12 protein-coding genes and 1 riboswitch are annotated in these 16,681 nt (G+C 64.2%); of the genes, 4 read left to right on the top strand and 8 right to left on the bottom strand.

The window, feature by feature from the left end; genetic code table 11:
- Window positions 1-36: 36 nt before the first annotated feature.
- The gene (locus ABEA23_RS09545; protein WP_345477791.1) at window positions 37-1,857 is read left to right on the top strand and encodes a carboxyltransferase domain-containing protein; all 1,821 of its coding nucleotides are present in this window, start codon (window positions 37-39) and stop codon (window positions 1,855-1,857) included.
- A gap of 35 nt (window positions 1,858-1,892) precedes the next feature.
- Window positions 1,893-2,849 carry a DUF368 domain-containing protein gene (locus ABEA23_RS09550; protein ID WP_345477792.1) on the top strand — a complete coding sequence of 319 codons (957 nt, stop codon included), beginning with the start codon at window positions 1,893-1,895 and terminating at the stop codon, window positions 2,847-2,849.
- A gap of 16 nt (window positions 2,850-2,865) precedes the next feature.
- Here ABEA23_RS09550 and ABEA23_RS09555 read toward each other — a convergent pair whose 3' ends face one another.
- The 3 genes from ABEA23_RS09555 to ABEA23_RS09565 are packed head-to-tail and all read right to left on the bottom strand — an operon-like array spanning window position 2,866 to window position 6,891.
- Window positions 2,866-3,990 (bottom strand): ABC transporter ATP-binding protein, encoded by a 1,125-nt coding sequence (locus ABEA23_RS09555; RefSeq protein WP_345477793.1) that lies wholly within the window; start codon window positions 3,988-3,990, stop codon window positions 2,866-2,868.
- On the bottom strand, window positions 3,987-5,777 hold the full coding sequence (locus ABEA23_RS09560; protein ID WP_345477794.1) for an ABC transporter permease: 1,791 nt from the start codon (window positions 5,775-5,777) through the stop codon (window positions 3,987-3,989). The genes ABEA23_RS09555 and ABEA23_RS09560 overlap by 4 nt, the downstream gene beginning before the upstream one ends.
- Before the next feature lie 10 nt (window positions 5,778-5,787).
- Complete coding sequence (locus ABEA23_RS09565) at window positions 5,788-6,891, bottom strand: ABC transporter substrate-binding protein (RefSeq protein WP_345477795.1); 1,104 nt, start codon at window positions 6,889-6,891, stop codon at window positions 5,788-5,790.
- A gap of 198 nt (window positions 6,892-7,089) precedes the next feature.
- Window positions 7,090-7,217: riboswitch (glycine riboswitch) on the top strand.
- A 208-nt stretch (window positions 7,218-7,425) separates the two neighbouring features.
- On the opposite strand from ABEA23_RS09565, the gene gcvP reads away from it, so the two are divergent.
- On the top strand, window positions 7,426-10,308 hold the full coding sequence (gene gcvP, locus ABEA23_RS09570; RefSeq protein ID WP_345477796.1) for an aminomethyl-transferring glycine dehydrogenase: 2,883 nt from the start codon (window positions 7,426-7,428) through the stop codon (window positions 10,306-10,308).
- A gap of 60 nt (window positions 10,309-10,368) precedes the next feature.
- Entirely contained in the window at window positions 10,369-11,496 is a 1,128-nt protein-coding gene (gene gcvT, locus ABEA23_RS09575) for a glycine cleavage system aminomethyltransferase GcvT (protein WP_345478663.1), read from the top strand.
- On the opposite strand, the gene ABEA23_RS09580 is transcribed toward gcvT, so the two are convergent.
- The 5 genes from ABEA23_RS09580 to ABEA23_RS09600 all read right to left on the bottom strand — a co-directional run bounded on the left by ABEA23_RS09580 (window position 11,493) and on the right by ABEA23_RS09600 (window position 16,673).
- The gene (locus ABEA23_RS09580; protein WP_345477797.1) at window positions 11,493-12,740 is read right to left on the bottom strand and encodes an acyl-CoA dehydrogenase family protein; all 1,248 of its coding nucleotides are present in this window, start codon (window positions 12,738-12,740) and stop codon (window positions 11,493-11,495) included. The two genes, gcvT and ABEA23_RS09580, sit on opposite strands and share 4 nt — an antisense overlap.
- Before the next feature lie 45 nt (window positions 12,741-12,785).
- Window positions 12,786-13,250, bottom strand: coding sequence for a hypothetical protein (locus ABEA23_RS09585; RefSeq protein WP_044493018.1), 465 nt, complete (start codon window positions 13,248-13,250; stop codon window positions 12,786-12,788).
- Window positions 13,247-13,786, bottom strand: coding sequence for an NUDIX hydrolase family protein (locus tag ABEA23_RS09590; protein ID WP_044493016.1), 540 nt, complete (start codon window positions 13,784-13,786; stop codon window positions 13,247-13,249). The genes ABEA23_RS09585 and ABEA23_RS09590 overlap by 4 nt, the downstream gene beginning before the upstream one ends.
- A 57-nt stretch (window positions 13,787-13,843) precedes the next feature.
- The gene (locus tag ABEA23_RS09595) at window positions 13,844-15,985 is read right to left on the bottom strand and encodes a hypothetical protein (protein ID WP_345477798.1); all 2,142 of its coding nucleotides are present in this window, start codon (window positions 15,983-15,985) and stop codon (window positions 13,844-13,846) included.
- 94 nt (window positions 15,986-16,079) lie between these two features.
- A complete protein-coding gene (locus tag ABEA23_RS09600) occupies window positions 16,080-16,673 on the bottom strand; it encodes a DedA family protein (RefSeq protein ID WP_260073247.1) in 594 nt (197 codons plus the stop codon).
- Window positions 16,674-16,681 lie beyond the last annotated feature (8 nt).

Below are 16,681 nucleotides of genomic sequence, written 5' to 3' on the forward strand. Positions count from 1 at the left end.
TTGATTCTTGCACGTTGCAACTAGTTTGGGAGTCTCATGGTCCACGCCGTGCTCTGGGCGGGTCAGCGCGCCGTCCTCGTGGAGTTCGGCTCATTGGCAGAGATGATGCCCTTTCAGCTGCAATTCCAGCAGTCACCGCTGCCAGGTCAGCGGGAAGTCATCGCGGCGGAGCGAAGCATCATGCTGGACTTCCGCACGCGTAAAGATGCTCAAGCGGCAGTCCGGCAGATCCGGAAGCTGCGTCCGCGCGCCCAGAAACAGCAGCTTCCCGGAAAACTCACCGTTGATGTGCACTACGAGGGCGCAGAGCTGGACGCTGTGGCTGAAGAACTGGGCATGAGCAGACAGGCTCTCATCGACTGGCACCTCGCAACTGACTGGATCTCGGCGTTCACCGCTGCCGAACCCGGCCTGATGCAGTGCGTGCCCGGGGAACTGCTGAATAAGCGGCGGAGCCGGAAATCAGCCTCACCAGTGATCAACCCGGGCGCCGAACCGCAGGATCTTCCAGCCGGGGCGGTGGTGCTCGCCGGCGTGTACTCAGGCATCTGGCCGCGGGCGAATCCGGGAACCTGGCGGCAGATCGGACACCTTGCCGCCCCTGTTGCACCGATACTGCGGGAGGACTCCGCAGAGGGGCCATCTCAGGGCTCAACCGAGGCAACGACGGCGGGAGCAGGTGACACAGCGACCGCACCCCAGCAGTTCGCGGCGGTCTACCCGGGGCTGATTCCTCCCGGGACTGTGGTGAAGTACCGTCCGGTTCAGGAGCAGGTGACGGTGCAGGCCGGCGGCTCTGCGCGGAACCGCGAGGAGCTCCAGCCCCGCGCTGACGCTGTCTTGGAAGTCCTCGACCCAGGCGAAGAAACCCTCATCCAGGACCTGGGCCGAATCGGCTGGGCGGGACTGGGCGTGCCGTCCTCAGGTGCTCTTGACACTGCCGCGCTACGGCAGGCCAACCAGTTGGTCGGCAATGAGGACTCAGCGGCCGGTCTCGAAGTGCTCGGTGGCGGCCTGCGGTTGCTGGCCCGGCAGACGGCAGTGCTTGCGGTGACCGGTGCCGAGGTGGAACTCACAGTGACCGGCACTGACAATGCGGCCCGGTCGAACATGGCCCTCCACGGCACCGGCAGCAGCGAGGGGAACAGTCCAGCGGGTGCAGCTGTGGTCCGGAAAGTTCCGCAGCGGGCGCCGTTCTGGCTTTTCCCCGGCGAAGAGCTTGAACTCTCAGCCCCGAACTGCGGGCTGCGCAGCTACGTGGCAGTCTCCGGAGGTCTTGCCGTCTCAGAAACCCTGGGCAGCGCCTCTACTGACACTCATTCCGCCCTGGGGCCGGGGCCCGTCACCCAGGGTCAGAGTTTCGCCCTGGTCGGAGCCACCTCCCGCTTCGTGGGTATTGCTGATGTGTCCAGAACACCGCTGCCCTCAACGCAGGCTCCCGGCGCACCCGGCTGTGTGAGGCTTCGCTTTGTGCCAGGCCCTCGTGAGGAGCTGTTTGCCGGCACCCGCGGCCGGAATCCGGGCCTCGCAGCACTGGTGAGTCAACCCTGGAGCGTGCTGAAGGACTCATCGCGCTCGTCAGTGTTCTTGACCACAACCGATGAGGAACCAGAGGTCTCAGCTCTGCAGATCCCGGGCCACGCTGAGCGTGCCGCAGAACCAGTGCCGCGCGGGGCGGTGCTGATTCCTCCGGACGGGATGCCGGTGCTCTGCTTGGCCGACTATCCAGTGGTCAGCGAGCATCCGGTGATCGGCGTCGTCGTCCGTGAAGATCTGGGCTTGACCGGGCAGCTCTCCGCGGGGACGCAGGTTGACTTCGTGGCGGTCGATCCGACGAGCTTGATACCGATTCCCTGACCTCCTACTCGCCGGTGATCTCGTAAGCTTGGCGGGTGCACCAGAGCTCTTCAGAACCCCAGCCCAGCGATACCGCCACGCGTTCCGGCGGTGCCGTCGCCCACCGCCCCACCTCGCTGCCCGGCAACGTGATTCGCGGTGCCCTGATTGGCATTGTCGAGACGGTTCCGGGTGTCTCAGGCGGCACTGTCGCGCTCGTCGTGGGTATCTATAAGCAGTTGATCGACTCAGCCTCGGCTCTTGTATCTGCAGCGCGCAGCCTGATCACCGGCCCGCAGCGGCTGGCGTCAGCGCGCGAGCATCTGCACCACGTGCACTGGGCGGTGGTGCTGCCGGTGCTCATCGGAATGCCTCTGGGACTGTTCACCGCTGTGCAGTTCATCGGCGACTGGGTCGAGACCCACCCTGAGCTGACCCGAGCAGCCTTCTTCGGCATGGTGCTGGCCTCCATCGCAGTCCCGGTACGTATGGCCGGGCGGCTGAAGGGCAAACACTGGATTGCCGGGCTGGCCGCCGCGGCGCTGACCTTCTGGCTGGTGTCACTGCCGCCGAACAACGCCGAGGCACACTGGTGGATCCTGCTGCCGGCCGCCGCAGTGGCAGTCTGCGCTCTGCTGCTGCCCGGGCTCTCCGGATCCTTCCTGCTGCTGACCTTCGGTTTATACGAGCCCACCATCGACGCCGCCCGGGACCTTGACCTGGCCTACCTGGGTATCTTCGCGCTGGGCATGCTGCTGGGACTGCTCAGTATCGTCAAAGGTCTCAAATGGCTGCTGGACCACCACCACACCATGACGCTGACTGTGCTGGCCGGGGTCATGCTGGGTGCGCTGCGGACCCTGTGGCCCTGGCAGACCGAGGACCGGGTCATGCTGGCACCAGCTGAGAATCTCGGTCCAGTACTCGGCCTGGCGGCGGCTGGTTTCCTGGTCGTCCTGGTGCTGGTGGTCATTGATGCACGGATGACCGCACGCCACGCCCGGGAGCTCTGAGGGCTTCACCGGCTGTTCAGCTGGCGAAGCCCGGCAGCAACCAGGCCCGCGGGGCCATAATCTGCAGGCTCACCTGGCTGCCTTCGGGGAGAATCTGCTCCTCAGCCGGATCCATCACGGTGGCGTGCAGCGGCTGGGACTGCCAGTCGAGTTCGTACTCCACCCGATCGCCCATAAACACTGTGCTGGTCACCTCTGCGGTGGCCGGTCCCGGCTCGCCTGTTTCCGAGCTCAGCCGGAATGACTCCGGCCGGACCAGCAACTCCACGTGGCGGGCCGAGCCGACACCCAGATGGGTGGGCACCTGCAGACGCTGCCCCATGACCAGGACCTCAGCACGGCCCTCATCCCACTGAGTCACCTGGACGTTGAGGAAGTTCGCTCGGCCCACAAAACCGGCCACAAATTTCGACGCCGGGCGCCGGTAGATCTCAGCGGGCGTGCCCACCTGCTCCACCCGCCCGCCGTTGAGCACCACCACACGGTCACTCATCGTCATCGCCTCGGCCTGGTCATGGGTGACATAGACGGCAGTGGTGCCCAGCTGCCGCTGCAGACGACGGATATCGAGTCGCATCTGCTCGCGCAGGGCCGCGTCCAGATTGGACAGCGGCTCATCAAAGAGCATCACCTCCGGCTGCATGACCATGGCCCGAGCCAGTGCGACGCGCTGTTGCTGACCGCCTGAGAGCTGGGACGGGGCTCTGTCCTCATAAGCCCCCAGATGCATCAGGGCTAGAGCCTCCTCCACCCGCTGCTTCATCTCACGGCCCTTCACCCCCGAGGCTTTGAGTCCATAGGCAACGTTCTCCTTCACCGTCATATGCGGGAACAGCGCATAGGACTGGAAGACCATCGAAACCGGCCGGCGGTTCGGGGGAGTCCGGGTCAGATTCTTCCCGCCCAGCAGCACCTGGCCGCTGGTGGGCTCCTCGAATCCCGCGATGGTGCGGAGAATGGTGGTCTTGCCGCAGCCGGAGGGCCCTAAGAGGGTCACGAACTCCCCGGCCCGGATGTCCAGGCTCACTTGATCCACTGCGCGCTGCCCAGAGGACCGGTCATAGACCTTCACCAGGTTCTCCAGACGCAGGTGAGTCTCATCCGCGGAGGCGGGCACCGTCGTCGTCGTGGTCTGGGTCAAGACTGCACGCTCCTCATTCTTCGGGTCAGCAGGTGAATGGCCAGCATGGCGGCCAGCACAATGATCATCAGGACGGTGCAGAAGGCGAAGGCATTGCCGAAGCGGCCGCGCTCGACTTCGGCGTAGATCCGCGAGGTGAGGATCTGAGTATGCGGGGTGACCAGGAAGATGATCGCCGAGACAGAGGTCATCGCCTGGGCGAAGGCATACATCAGCCCGGTCATGAAGGCCGGGCGCACCAGCGGCAGAGTGATCCTGCGGAACGTCCCACCGGTGGACACCCCCAGTGAGGCGCTGGCCTCCTCCAGGGCAGGATCGATCTGCCGCAGCGCGGCAATGCCGGTACGCTGACCGGCCGGGGCAGACCCTGAGGCATAGGCCATGACAATGGCCACTGCGCCGCCGAAGACGGTGGAACCGCCGACCAGCGCCGGAAGCACAGGCACCCCGAAGACCATAGTGGGCTCCGAGTAGCTGATCACATAGCCGATGCCGATGACGGTGCCGGGCACCGCGATTCCCAACATGCCGAAGAAATCCAGCAGCGCAGCTCCGCGCTGCACCCGGGTGACCACCAGCCAGGCGGTGATCATGCCCAGCAGTCCGGCCACCGGAGTGGCGATAAGCGCCAGCAGTGTGGTGTCGATGATCGCGTCATTGCCCACCCCGGTGAGCACATAACGGAAGTTATCCAGTGTGGGGGTGTTATTCACACCGAGGATCCGCACGAAGGCACCGGCGACGATCGTGCCGTAGAGCAGCATAATCAGGGCCGTCATGGCATAGGCGAATCCCGCCAGTGGGATCCATAGCCCCGGCAGGCTGGTGGCGGTATGCCGCTGCCGGCGTCCAGAAGGCTTGCCGGTGATGGAGACGACGACGCCGCGAGAGGACCAGTAGCGCTGGATGGCAAAGATCGCCACCGCCGGGATCAGCAGCACCAACGCATAGGCCGCACCGCCGGGGAGGTTGTACTCACCGACGATAGCCAGGTACGCCCGCGAGGCCAGGACCTGATAATTACCGCCCAGGACCAGCGGATTGGACAGATCCGAGATGGCTTCGACGAACAGCAGCAGGAACGCACCGCCGAATCCCGGCACCAGCATCGGAGCGGTGACGGTGCGGAATACCCGCCACCGCGAGGCTCCTAGCGAGGAGGCCGCTTCCTCATGCGCCGGGTCCAAGGCGCGCAGCATGCCCAGCAGATTCAGATATGCCAACGGCAGATAGGACAGCGTCAGCGCCAGGACCAGGCCCTGCAGTCCATAGATGTCATAGCGGACACCAAAAAGGTCATAGCTGATCATTCCGGTGCGTCCGAAGAGCGTGATGATCGCTGCCGCCACAGCAAAGGGCGGGGAGATGATCGGCACCAGCGTCAGGATGTGGATCAGCCGCTGCCCTGGAAAGCGCAGCCGGGCCTGTGCATAGGCCAGCGCGAAGGCACAGCAAGTACCCAGCACCCCGACGATCAGCCCCAACTGGACAGTATTGAGGAAAAGCTGCCGGTTAGTGCGCGAGGTGACGAAGGACTGCAGCACCGTCAGCCCCTCACTGCTGAAGGCTCGGTTCATCACCCCGAGGACAGGCAGACCCACCAGCAGGGTCAGTGCGATCAGCACCAGAACAAGCAGCAGCCGCGACACCGGGTCCATGCGCCGTCGTACCGGTGCTCCGAAAGGCCGACGACGGCGCGGGGACGGGACAGCTGCTTCCGGCGGCACCGCCGAAGAGGAGCCTGAGGAAGCGCCGGGGGAGACCGCGGAGAGAGAGCCTACTGCCATCTGTTAACGATCAGTCATCCTCAGCGGGTTCGTCGGCGATCTCCTCGTCGAAGCGCTGCGTCAGGTCGCTGCGGTGTTCACCGGCTTCGGCAAAGTCGTAATCGATGAGCTCGATGTCCTCCATGGAGACCATGCGCTCATCGTCGACCGCATCAGGGTGGGTCAGCACCTGGAAGGCTCCCACCTCAGGACCAAGGTCCTGGGCAGCAGGGCTCAGCGCCCAGTCAATATAAGCCTGTGCCGCTTCCTCATTCTGGGTGCCGTTGATCATCGCCACCGCGCCGGTCTCGTGTCCGGTGCCCTCAGCCGGGAAGCTGAGCACCAGATCCTCGAAGCCTTCTTCCTGATGACTGATGCAGTCATGGGCGAAGACCAGCGAGACTGCCACCTCGCCGCGCCCGGCCGACTGGGCCGGGGCTGAGCCAGAGCGGGTGTACTGCAGGACATTGCGGTTGAAGTCCCGCATGTAGTCGAAGGCCGCTTCTTCGCTGCCCAGGCGCTCCACCTGAGTCCAGAGCGCGGTGTAGGCCGTACCGGAGGTGGAGGGATGGGCCATCATGACCTCGCCCTGCAGCTCTCCGGCCAGCAGGCCGTCCCAGGACTCGGGAGCGTCGATGCCCAGCTCGTCCAGACGGGACTGGTTCGAGCAGAATCCCAGGGCGCCCACATAGATTCCGGACCAGTAGCCGTCTTCGTCGATGACATCGGCTTCAAGCTCGGCCCGCTGCGGGGAGTCATAGGGTGCTAGCAGATCATCATCCATTGCCGCGATGAAGGCATCCACTGTGCCGCCGTGCCAGACATCGAACTCAGGGGTGGAGCCGCCGGCCTGAAGCCGTGCGGCGGCCTCGCCAGCAGATAGGCGCACATAGTTGGTCTGAACGCCAGTTTCTGCCTCAAATGCATCAGCCCAGGCAGCGCAGAGCTCCTCCGCAGGAGAGCAGACAACAGTCAGGGAGCCCTCAAGATCATCGGGCAGATCCGCCGAGGCAGTGTCTTCTCCGGACCCGCAGGCTGTCAGCGCCAGGGCCGCAACGCCCATGACTGCCAATGCGGCCCTGCCTTTTCGGGAACCTGAAGCTACGGTTCGGTGAGTGTGAGATGCAGAGCGCATTGAAGGATCCCCCAAGTCAGGTGCATGAAGTCAGTGACGTAACGTGTGCCGACGCTAGTGGCGGTGTTCAAACAGACAACGACGGCAAGTTTACGCAAAGGTGAACTGGCGAAGGCGCCCGCCAGTCGCAGCCGGTGTGATCTGGCACAATGAAAGCAGCTTCGCGCAACTGAAGCCGCCCAATTCAATACTGGCCACGTCCTCCACGCGGGAGAGACCTGCGATGCCCGGCCATGTCGGACACAGCAGGCGCCGAAGGAGCAAGATTCTCCCCTTACGAATCTCTCAGGCCCGGTGAACATCACCGGAAGGACCGCGCAGAGGTGGCAACTCTGGAAAGTACAAGGTGCGGCCACGACGTCGTACCCCACACCCAAGGTGCAAACTGAGGCTGTCGACTAGGGCTAGACCACGAGGTCTAGATCTAAGGGCAGCTGCAAGTGAATCTCTCAGGTTCCCCGCCATAGCGGTTGAGGGAAGTACAGAGCGAGGGGAGGAGATGCTCCTTACCCATGCCCACCGGAAGGCACTTCGATGACCAGCACCGTCAGCACCTACTCCGTTCCAGCCGGTTTCGCCGCCCGCCATATCGGCACTGACTCCGATACCAGCTCCACCATGCTCAAGACCCTGGGATATGACTCGCTGGACGAGCTCGTTGATGCTGCGGTGCCACAGAGCATTCGCCAGCAGAATCAGCTGAACCTCCCGGCAGCCCGCTCGGAGGCAGAGACGCTGGCAGCGCTGCGCAGTTTCGCCGCGCAGAACCAGACCAAGGTCCAAATGATCGGTCAAGGCTTCTACGACACACATACTCCGCAGGTGATTCTGCGCAATGTGCTGCAGAACCCGGCCTGGTACACCGCCTACACCCCCTATCAGCCGGAGATCAGCCAGGGCCGGCTGGAGGCGCTGCTGAATTTCCAGACCATGGTTGCTGATCTGACGGGCATGGATATTGCCAATGCTTCGCTGCTGGATGAGGCATCCGCGGTGGCCGAGGCGATTCTGCTGATGCGCCGGGGCAATAAGAAGCTCGCGAATGCCAAGATCGTGGTGGATGAAGACATCTTTCCGCAGACCCGCGAGGTCATCGTCGGCCGCGCCGAGGCGGTAGGGATCGAGCTGGAGTTCGCTGATCTTGCGGAGGGTCTTCCGGAGGGAGAGATCTGCGGCATCGTCCTGCAGCAGCCGGGCAACTCCGGTGCTGTGGTGGACCATTCGGCGGTGATCGCCGAGGCGAAGGAACGCGGCGCTCTGGTCACTGTGGCCGCCGATCTGCTGGCGCTGACCCTGATCACCTCGCCGGGGGAGCAGGGGGCGGATATCGCGGTGGGCAGTTCGCAGCGTTTCGGCGTGCCGCTGTTCTTCGGCGGTCCGCATGCCGCATTCATGGCGGTGAAGTCCGGGCTGCAGCGGCAGCTTCCGGGACGTCTGGTGGGCGTCTCCAAGGACGCTGAGGGCCGTCCGGCCTACCGCCTGGCGCTGCAGACCCGTGAGCAGCACATCCGCCGTGAGAAGGCCACTTCCAATATCTGCACTGCTCAGGCGCTGCTGGCGGTCGCTGCCTCCATGTACGGCGTCTACCACGGTCCGCAGGGGTTGAAGCGGATCGCCCAAGAAGTCCATGCCCATGCACGGACCCTGGCTGCGGCCCTGCAGGCCGGCGGTCGGGTACTGGTCTCGGAGTCCTTCTTCGACACCGTGCAGGTGAGACTGGGACTTGAGGTGGAGGCCGAGCATGTCATCAGTACCGCAGAGGAACTGGGCATCAACCTGCGTCGGGTGGACGAGACCACTGTGGGCATCAGCGTGGATGAGACCACGACAACGGCACATCTGGTGACGGTGCTGCGTGCTTTCGGTCTCGCCGCCGGTGAGGAAGATGCCCAGACCCGGCTAGAGGGTGCCGAGGTCCGTGGCGCCCACGGTTTCCCCGAAGTCCTGGTGCGCAGCAGCGAATACATGACTCACCCGATCTTCCACACTGTGAACTCGGAAACGCAGATGATGCGCTACCTGCGCCGGCTCTCCGACCGGGACCTGGCGCTGGACCGCACGATGATCCCGTTGGGCTCCTGCACAATGAAGCTCAACGCTGCCACAGAGATGGAAGCTATCTCCTGGCCAGAGTTCGCCGGTATTCACCCCTTCGTCCCGGAGCATCAGAGCGTGGGCTGGCGCCGGCTCATTGAGGATCTGGAGCATCAGCTGGCGGAGATCACCGGGTACGCAGGGGTTTCTATCCAGCCCAATGCCGGCTCCCAGGGCGAATACGCTGGTCTGCTGGCCATCCGCCAGTACCATCTGGCCAACGATGACGCCGCCCGGGATATCTGCCTGATCCCCGCCTCCGCCCACGGCACCAATGCGTCCTCGGCGGTGCTGGCGGGCATGCAGGTCGTGGTGGTGGCCACCGCTGAAGATGGCACCATCGATCTTGCCGATCTGGAAGCGAAGATCGCCCAGCACCCGGAGCGGATCGCAGCCATCATGCTGACCTACCCCTCCACGCACGGTGTCTACGAGGCTGATGTGCCCCAGGTGTGCAAGATGGTCCACGACGCCGGGGGGCAGGTCTATATCGATGGCGCCAACCTCAACGCGCTGGTCGGCTTGGCGCAGCCGGGGGAGTTCGGCGGAGATGTTTCGCATCTGAACCTGCATAAGACCTTCTGCATCCCCCACGGTGGCGGTGGACCCGGTGTGGGTCCGGTGGCAGTGGCGGAGCATCTGGTGAAGTTCCTGCCCAGCCGTGACCACGGTGCCACCGGCTCCGCTTCGGTCACCGCCGCCCCCTACGGCTCCGCAGGTGTGCTGCCCATCTCCTGGGCGTATATCGCCATGATGGGTGCTGAGGGACTGACCTCGGCCACCGCTCATGCGCTGCTCTCGGCTAATTACATTGCCGCCCGGCTGAAGGATCACTATCCCACGCTGTATGCAGGGGAGAACGGGCTAGTGGCTCATGAGTGCATCCTGGATCTGCGCGAACTGACCAAGGCCTCAGGCGTCACTGCTGAAGATGTGTGCAAGCGACTGATCGACTACGGCTTCCACGCCCCCACACTGGCCTTCCCGGTGGCTGGAACGCTGATGGTCGAACCTACCGAGTCTGAGGATCTGGCAGAGATCGAACGGTTCATCGAAGCGATGATCGCCATCCACGCGGAGATCCAGCAGGTCATCGATGGGCAGCTGGAAGCCGAGGGCTCAGCCCTGAAGCATGCTCCGCACCCGGCCGCCGTCGTCGCTTCGGACAACTGGGACCGCTCCTACTCTCGCGTTCAGGGTGCTTTCCCGGCCCAGGGGCTGCTGCAGGATAAGTACTTCCCACCGGTGTCCCGGATCGACGGCGCCCATGGTGACCGGAATCTGGTCTGCTCCTGCCCGCCGATTGAGGCGTTCGCGTCCTGACGGACTCACACGCCGCCATCGGCGAAAGACTCGATCGCCTCGTGAAGAAATGGACTGATGATGACTGAACTCAAAGAAACCGCCCTGGCGGCCGAGCATGAAGCGCTTGGCGCCAGCTTCACCGACTTCGGTGGCTGGCGGATGCCGCTGAAGTACAGCTCTGAGCTCGAAGAACACCGTGCGGTGCGAGAGGCCGCCGGGCTCTTTGATCTCTCGCATATGGGAGAGATCCGGGTGGTAGGCCCCGATGCCGCCACGTTCCTCAACACCGCCCTGGTGGGGAACCTCGCGAAGGTGGAGCCCGGGAAGGCCAAATACTCACTGATCTGCCAGGACGACGGCGGCATCCTCGATGACCTGATCACCTACCGCCTGGAGGAGCACCAGTACCTGGTGGTGCCCAATGCGGGTAACCGAGAGGCCGTGGCCGGTGCCTTACAGCAACGGGCAGTAGGTTTCGACGTCGAGATCTGGGACGAGTCCGAGGGCATCAGCCTGATCGCCGTCCAGGGCCCGCAGGCGCAGGCCATCATTTCTTCCGTGGTGCGCATGGACGAGACGTATCTGGTGGAAGGGCTGCAGTACTACGCCCAGACCACGGTGACCATCGGCGGGGATGAGGTGCTGCTTGCCCGCACCGGTTACACCGGGGAGGACGGCTTCGAGCTGTACACCCCTCATGACAAAGCCGGTGCGCTGTGGCGGGCTCTCCTGGAGGGAGGATCAGACTTCGGGCTGATCCCTTGCGGCCTGGCCTGTCGTGATTCGCTGCGCCTGGAGGCCGGTATGCCGCTCTACGGCAACGAGCTCTCCACCGAGCGGCTGCCGCAGGAGGCAGGGCTTCCCGTGGTGGCCTATTCCAAGGCAGAGGATTTCATCGGCCGGGCTGCTCTTGAGGCGGCCAAGGCTGCCGGGCTGGGCAAAACCAGCGGCCAGCGCCTGGTGGGGTTGAAAGGCACCGGTCGGCGGGCTGCCCGCAGCGGCTACCCGGTGTTGGATGAGCACGGTGATCAGATAGGCGTGGTCACCTCAGGCGTGCTGAGTCCCACGCTGGGCTACCCCGTGGCCATGGCTTATGTGGATATCGATTCCACCGAGCCGGGTACGACTGTGCAGGTTGATGTACGTGGCAAAGCGCAGCCTTTCAACGTGGTGCCCCTACCGTTCTACCGACGCCGAGCCGCTTAGGCGAAGGCCGAGTAGCCGGTGAGGTCCCGGCCAATGATCAGCGACTGCACCGATTCGGTGCCCTCGTAGGTGTGGATGGCTTCAATATCGGCAAGATGCCGGGCCACCTTGTTCTGCAGCAGGATGCCGTTGCCGCCGAGCATGTCTCGAGCGGTCTGCGCCAGCGCTCGCGCCTTACGAGTGTTGTGATACTTCGCCATGGAGGCCTGTGGGCCGCTGAGTTTGCCTGCAGCGTCGAGCTCAGTCACCTTCCGGGCGTGGAGCTGCATACTGGTGAGTTCTGAGGTCATCCAAGTCAGCCGCTCCTGGACCTGCTGGAAGCGGGCCAGTGGTTTGGAGAACTGCACGCGCTGGGTGGAGTAGGACAGCGCAGTCTCCACGACGGCGGCCGCGTGGCCTACCGCAGACCAAGCCACACCCAGCCGGGTGGCGAAGAGCACTCTGGAGGCATCTTTGAAGCTGGTGGCCCCGGGCAGTACTGCATCAGCAGGTACGTTGACGTCGTCGTACTGGATCAGGGCCTGATGTATTGCGCGCAGGCTCAGCTTGCCGCCGATGACTTCGGCGCGGTACCCCGGAGTGTCCTGCGGGATGAGGAAGCAGCGCACCTGACCGTCATGGCTTCCCCCGGAGACCCGGGCCCACGTGAAGGTGATGCCGCCGGAGGCACCATTGCCGATCCATTTTTTCGCCCCGTTGATGATGTAGTGACCGTTCTCCTCGCTGCCGTGGAGAGTCGCGGTGGTCTCCAGGGACACCGAGTCGGAGCCGTGCGTGGGTTCGGTGAGAGCAAAGGCGCCCAGGGTCTCCGCGGTGGCCAGTGCGGTGAGATGCTCGGCTTTCTGTTCTGCGGAGCCGAAGAGTGCGAGCGTGCGCAGAGCCAAACCGCCTTGCACGGCCAGTGCGGTGCCTAGTGAGCCATCGGCGCGGGATGTCTCCATATTGACCAGTCCGGCAGCCATCGGGGTGAGAGTCTCGATATTCTCGGCCTGGACATCGCCGACGTCGACGCCGTCGGTGAGCAGGCCCAGGCGCCCCGCTTCTCGGACGAGGTCCAGCGGGTACTCGGCCTTCTCCCAGTGCTGGCTCATGCGATCGTCGAGTCCGGCGCTGAACGTCCGGGCCCGCTCCCACCACTGGCGGTCCTGGTCCGGAATATCGGCGAAGACGCCGTAATAATCCAAGTCCCGCGGAGTGGTGAGGTCATAGACAGGATCAGTGGAGGCGTCGGGCGCATGTGTCATAGGCCACATGTTACCCACCAGTTACTAGCTGTGCCAGCCGCGTCTTTATTCAGGAACAGTGCGCGCCAGCGGCTGCGCCGCCCAGCGTCCCAGGCCCAGAAGAACGCCAGCGGGGAATCCAATAATTGGTATCAGCATCGGCATCAGGCCGCCCACCCCGGCGAAGAGCACCACGGGCCCATAGAGCAGTCCCACGGCAACATAACCAAGCACATGCACCACCGGGTTGAGGTTGTGGCGGTATATCCAGCCCACCAGCAATGTTCCGGGGATACCGACGACGACGGCAGCCGCGCCCAACAGCGGGATCAGCGGTGCCATATAGCCTTCGCCGTCGAGCCCGGGAACAAACGACAGACCCAGCAGCAGTCCGCCCATAATGGCAGTGGGCACCAGCCAGGACACGAACCAGCCGGTGAGCCCCAGCTTCAGCTGTGGTGAGGGGGAGTCCGCGGAAGAGCGGGCCGGGCGCCGTCGTCCGCCCGATTTTTCAGGAGCGGGGGTGGTCATCCGATATACCCCACATGCGCCAGTGCCTGGCGGATCAGTTGTTCACGGCCGCCGAGGAACTCAGCCTGTACCTCTGCCGAAAGCGCTTGTTCCGGGGTCAGCCAGGACAGTTCCAGCGCGTCCTGCCGGGCGGAGCACTCTCCACTGACCGGAACAACATAAGCCAGCGAGACCGCATGCTGGCGGTCATCGACCAGCCCCGTCTCAGAGGGGTAGGGGAAGTACTCGGCTACGGTGAAGGGCGCCGGCGACGGGGGCAGCTGCGGAAGCGCCAGGGAGCCAAGGTCCTTCTCGATATGACGCAGCAGGGCGGCACGGATGGTTTCGCGATACATCACTCGTCCGGAGACCACGGTGCGGAAGAACTGGCCGTCGTCGTCGGCGGTGTAGAGCATGCCAATCTCGGTGACGTAGCCGAGGGCGTCCAGACGGACTGGAATTGCTTCCACATAGACTATGGGGAGACGACGGCGGGCCTCATAGAGGTCCTCCTCGCTGAGCCATCCGGGGTTCGGGTCAGGGGTGCGTACTGCCATGCCACCCATAGTCTCATGTGGCGGCGTTTCCCCGCCCACCGCAGCGACGCTGCTGACTCAGATGATGTCTTCCAGCGGACGTCCCATAGCAGCGCGTCGTTCGGCGTGGTTGATCCGGTGGCGGCGGGACTGGGTGCACAGAATAACGACGAAGGCGCCCATGGCCGCACCGATGGCGACCCACACGCTGGTGACCTCGGTCAGTAGTCGCGGGAAGATCAGCCAGAACATGCCCCAGCCCAGCCCCAGTGCGATGGTGATGCGGCCACGCTCGGTCATCGAGTAGAAGGCCGCGGTCCAGACGCAGATGAACAGCCCGATCAGCGCCCACAGCAGTGCTGGGATGCCCGGAATGCTCCAGCCGTGGGCGGTCAGCCATATCGAGAAGAAGCTCATGGCCTGCACCAGGGCGAAACCGAAGAACAGGCCGATGATCCCGTCGGTGAGCCGACGTTCTGTGGTGTTGCGTGCGGTGTGCAGGTTGAACTGACGGATCGCATCCAGCAGGGTCAAAGCCACAGCTATGGCGGCTAGCGCGCCCAGAGTGAACAACCCGAAGTGCATGGCCGCGGTGATCACCAGCATCAGCCCGGACGCGGTGCCCACCAGCCAGCCCGAGCGGCGCTGGCGGGGGGTGGACCGCTGGGAGCTCTGCCACTGGAAAACCGCATGTGTGCCCAGCCCGATCACCAGAATGGGCCACAGCCAGTACATGTTGTGGTCGGGGGAGAGCAGCGCGAGCTCGCCGGAGAACCATCCCTCGGCGTGTTCACGCAACCCGTTGCCGGACAGCACTGCAGGGGCGGTGCCGAACCAGCCGAACATCCACATCAGGGAGGCGACGGCGGCCGCGGCTCCGGCAGAGACGAAGATGCGACGGTAGAGATCCACTGCGGTGGGCTCAGGGTCAGGGTCCCGAGAGGGAAGGTTGTAGGGCGGAATGTAGGTGTAGAGGTCTTCTTCCTCATCAGCGAACTCATACCGCGGAGGCTGATAGTTCTGGGCCGTGGCAGCCTCGATGGCTGCCGCCTTCTGCAGGATCACGTCACGACGGCGGTGCTCATCCAGTGCCTTGCGGACACGTACCGGGACGGCAGTGCCAGGCGGGGCAGAGGCACCGACAGGTGGAGCATAGTCCTCGCGGTACGCCGGCAGCACAGTGGTGGACTCGGCGTCGGATTCCGGCTCGAAGTCCTGCGCATATGCGGGGATGGCAGCGGTGGCGTCGGAGTCGGCTGACTGGTCCTCCAGCACGGCAGAGTCTGCGGCGTCCGGTTCAGTCTGGTCAGCCTCAGCATCGGGTGATTCGATAGGAGCGGGCTCGACGGGTTCGACTGGTTCTGCCGACTCGACTGGTTCCGTCGTCTCGACTGGTTCTGCCGCCTCGACGGATTCTTCGTCCGAGTCCGGCTCAGAGTCCTGTTCGGCGGGGAGGTCAGGCTGTGTTTGCTGCTCGGCTGCAGCAGCTGTCACCAGCTCAGCTTGAGCGGCCTTGCGCGCCCGGCGCTGCGCCCACCAGCGTTTGGCACGCTCGTCGAGGGAGTCCAGGAAACCGCTCAGCCCTGATTCGGCTTCACGCTGGGCAGAGGCAGTCTGCTTCTCCGAGCCGAGAGCATCAGCCTCGCTCTCAGGGGATTCACCCTCTTCTGCATCGAGCATCTTCGGCCCGGGCACCTGTGACTCTGGCGATTCTGGCTCGGGCGCCTCTGAGCTCTCCGAGGGCAGGGCACTTGGCTCAGCGGCGTCGTCGTCCTCGGCGCGGTATTCAGGGAGAGCTTCGCTGGCTTCCTCTAATGAGTCATCAGCGCCCATATCAACCGTGCTGTTCCCGGCATCACGCTTCTCACCGCTTTGGTCACTGCTGGCCTCATTACTGGTCTCAGCGGTCGGCTCGGTGGTCAGCTCATCGGCGTCACCCAGCGGATCAGTAGATGCTTCCTGCACGGGTTCCTGATGCTGAGGGTCGGCATCAGCAGCAGCATCATCGGCAGCAGCGTCCGGGGACACTGCATTATGGGAGACCTCATTCTGTGACGCTGTGTCATCTGACTCGGCATCATCTGACACCGCGTTCTGCAACTCGGCATCATCTGGCACAGCGTTCTGCAACTCCGCATCGCCTGACATGGGGTTCGATGGTGCCGTCTCCAGGGCTTCCTCGTCCGGGGCAGCTGCCTCAGGACGTGACGGTTCGGTCAACGGAAGCCTCCCTCGGGCACTCAATCAGGTACTCAGTGTGGTCTCAAGCGGCCTATGCCGCCGCAGTCTGGTCATCAGCAGAAAATGCTTCCAGTCAAACCTGGGCGGATGCCCGACGTCGCCTGGTGTACAGCACCGCAATCGCCAGTCCCACTAGCGTACCTATAACAATGGCGGCGATAGTGCTCACCAGAGGGGGTAGGCCCGTAGTTGTTCCCGTAATGTAACCTAATCCGGCCAGCCAGGCCGTCCAGGTGGCCGCACCCAGCAGTGCCAACCCCACCAGCGGCCCCCAGGACAGGCGCATCATTCCGGCGCTGGCCATGGAGGCGGCCCTACCGCCAGGAACCCAGCGAATCAGCAGCAGGCCGATCAGCGTATTGGCATCGCCGGCGCGGATCGAAGCACGCAGCAGGGCGCGATGGATCTTGCGCCCCCACTTCCACCGGTGCAGCAGCCTGATGAACTGATACCTAAAGCACGCGTAGAGGGCGACGTCGCCGGCCAGGCATCCCAAGAAAGTCGCCAGAAACACAGCCCACAAAGGCATGATCGACTCAGCCGCCATGGCGCCGGAGGCGATGACCATCACCTCAGAGGGAAATGGCGGTACAAAAGCCGTAAATGCCACAGCCACTGCCTGCAGCGGCAAGTACCACAGACCCCATTGTTCGAACAGTTCGACCACGTCAGCCC

Source organism: Nesterenkonia rhizosphaerae, from assembly GCF_039544555.1.
In the GTDB taxonomy this organism is placed as follows: domain Bacteria; phylum Actinomycetota; class Actinomycetes; order Actinomycetales; family Micrococcaceae; genus Nesterenkonia; species Nesterenkonia rhizosphaerae.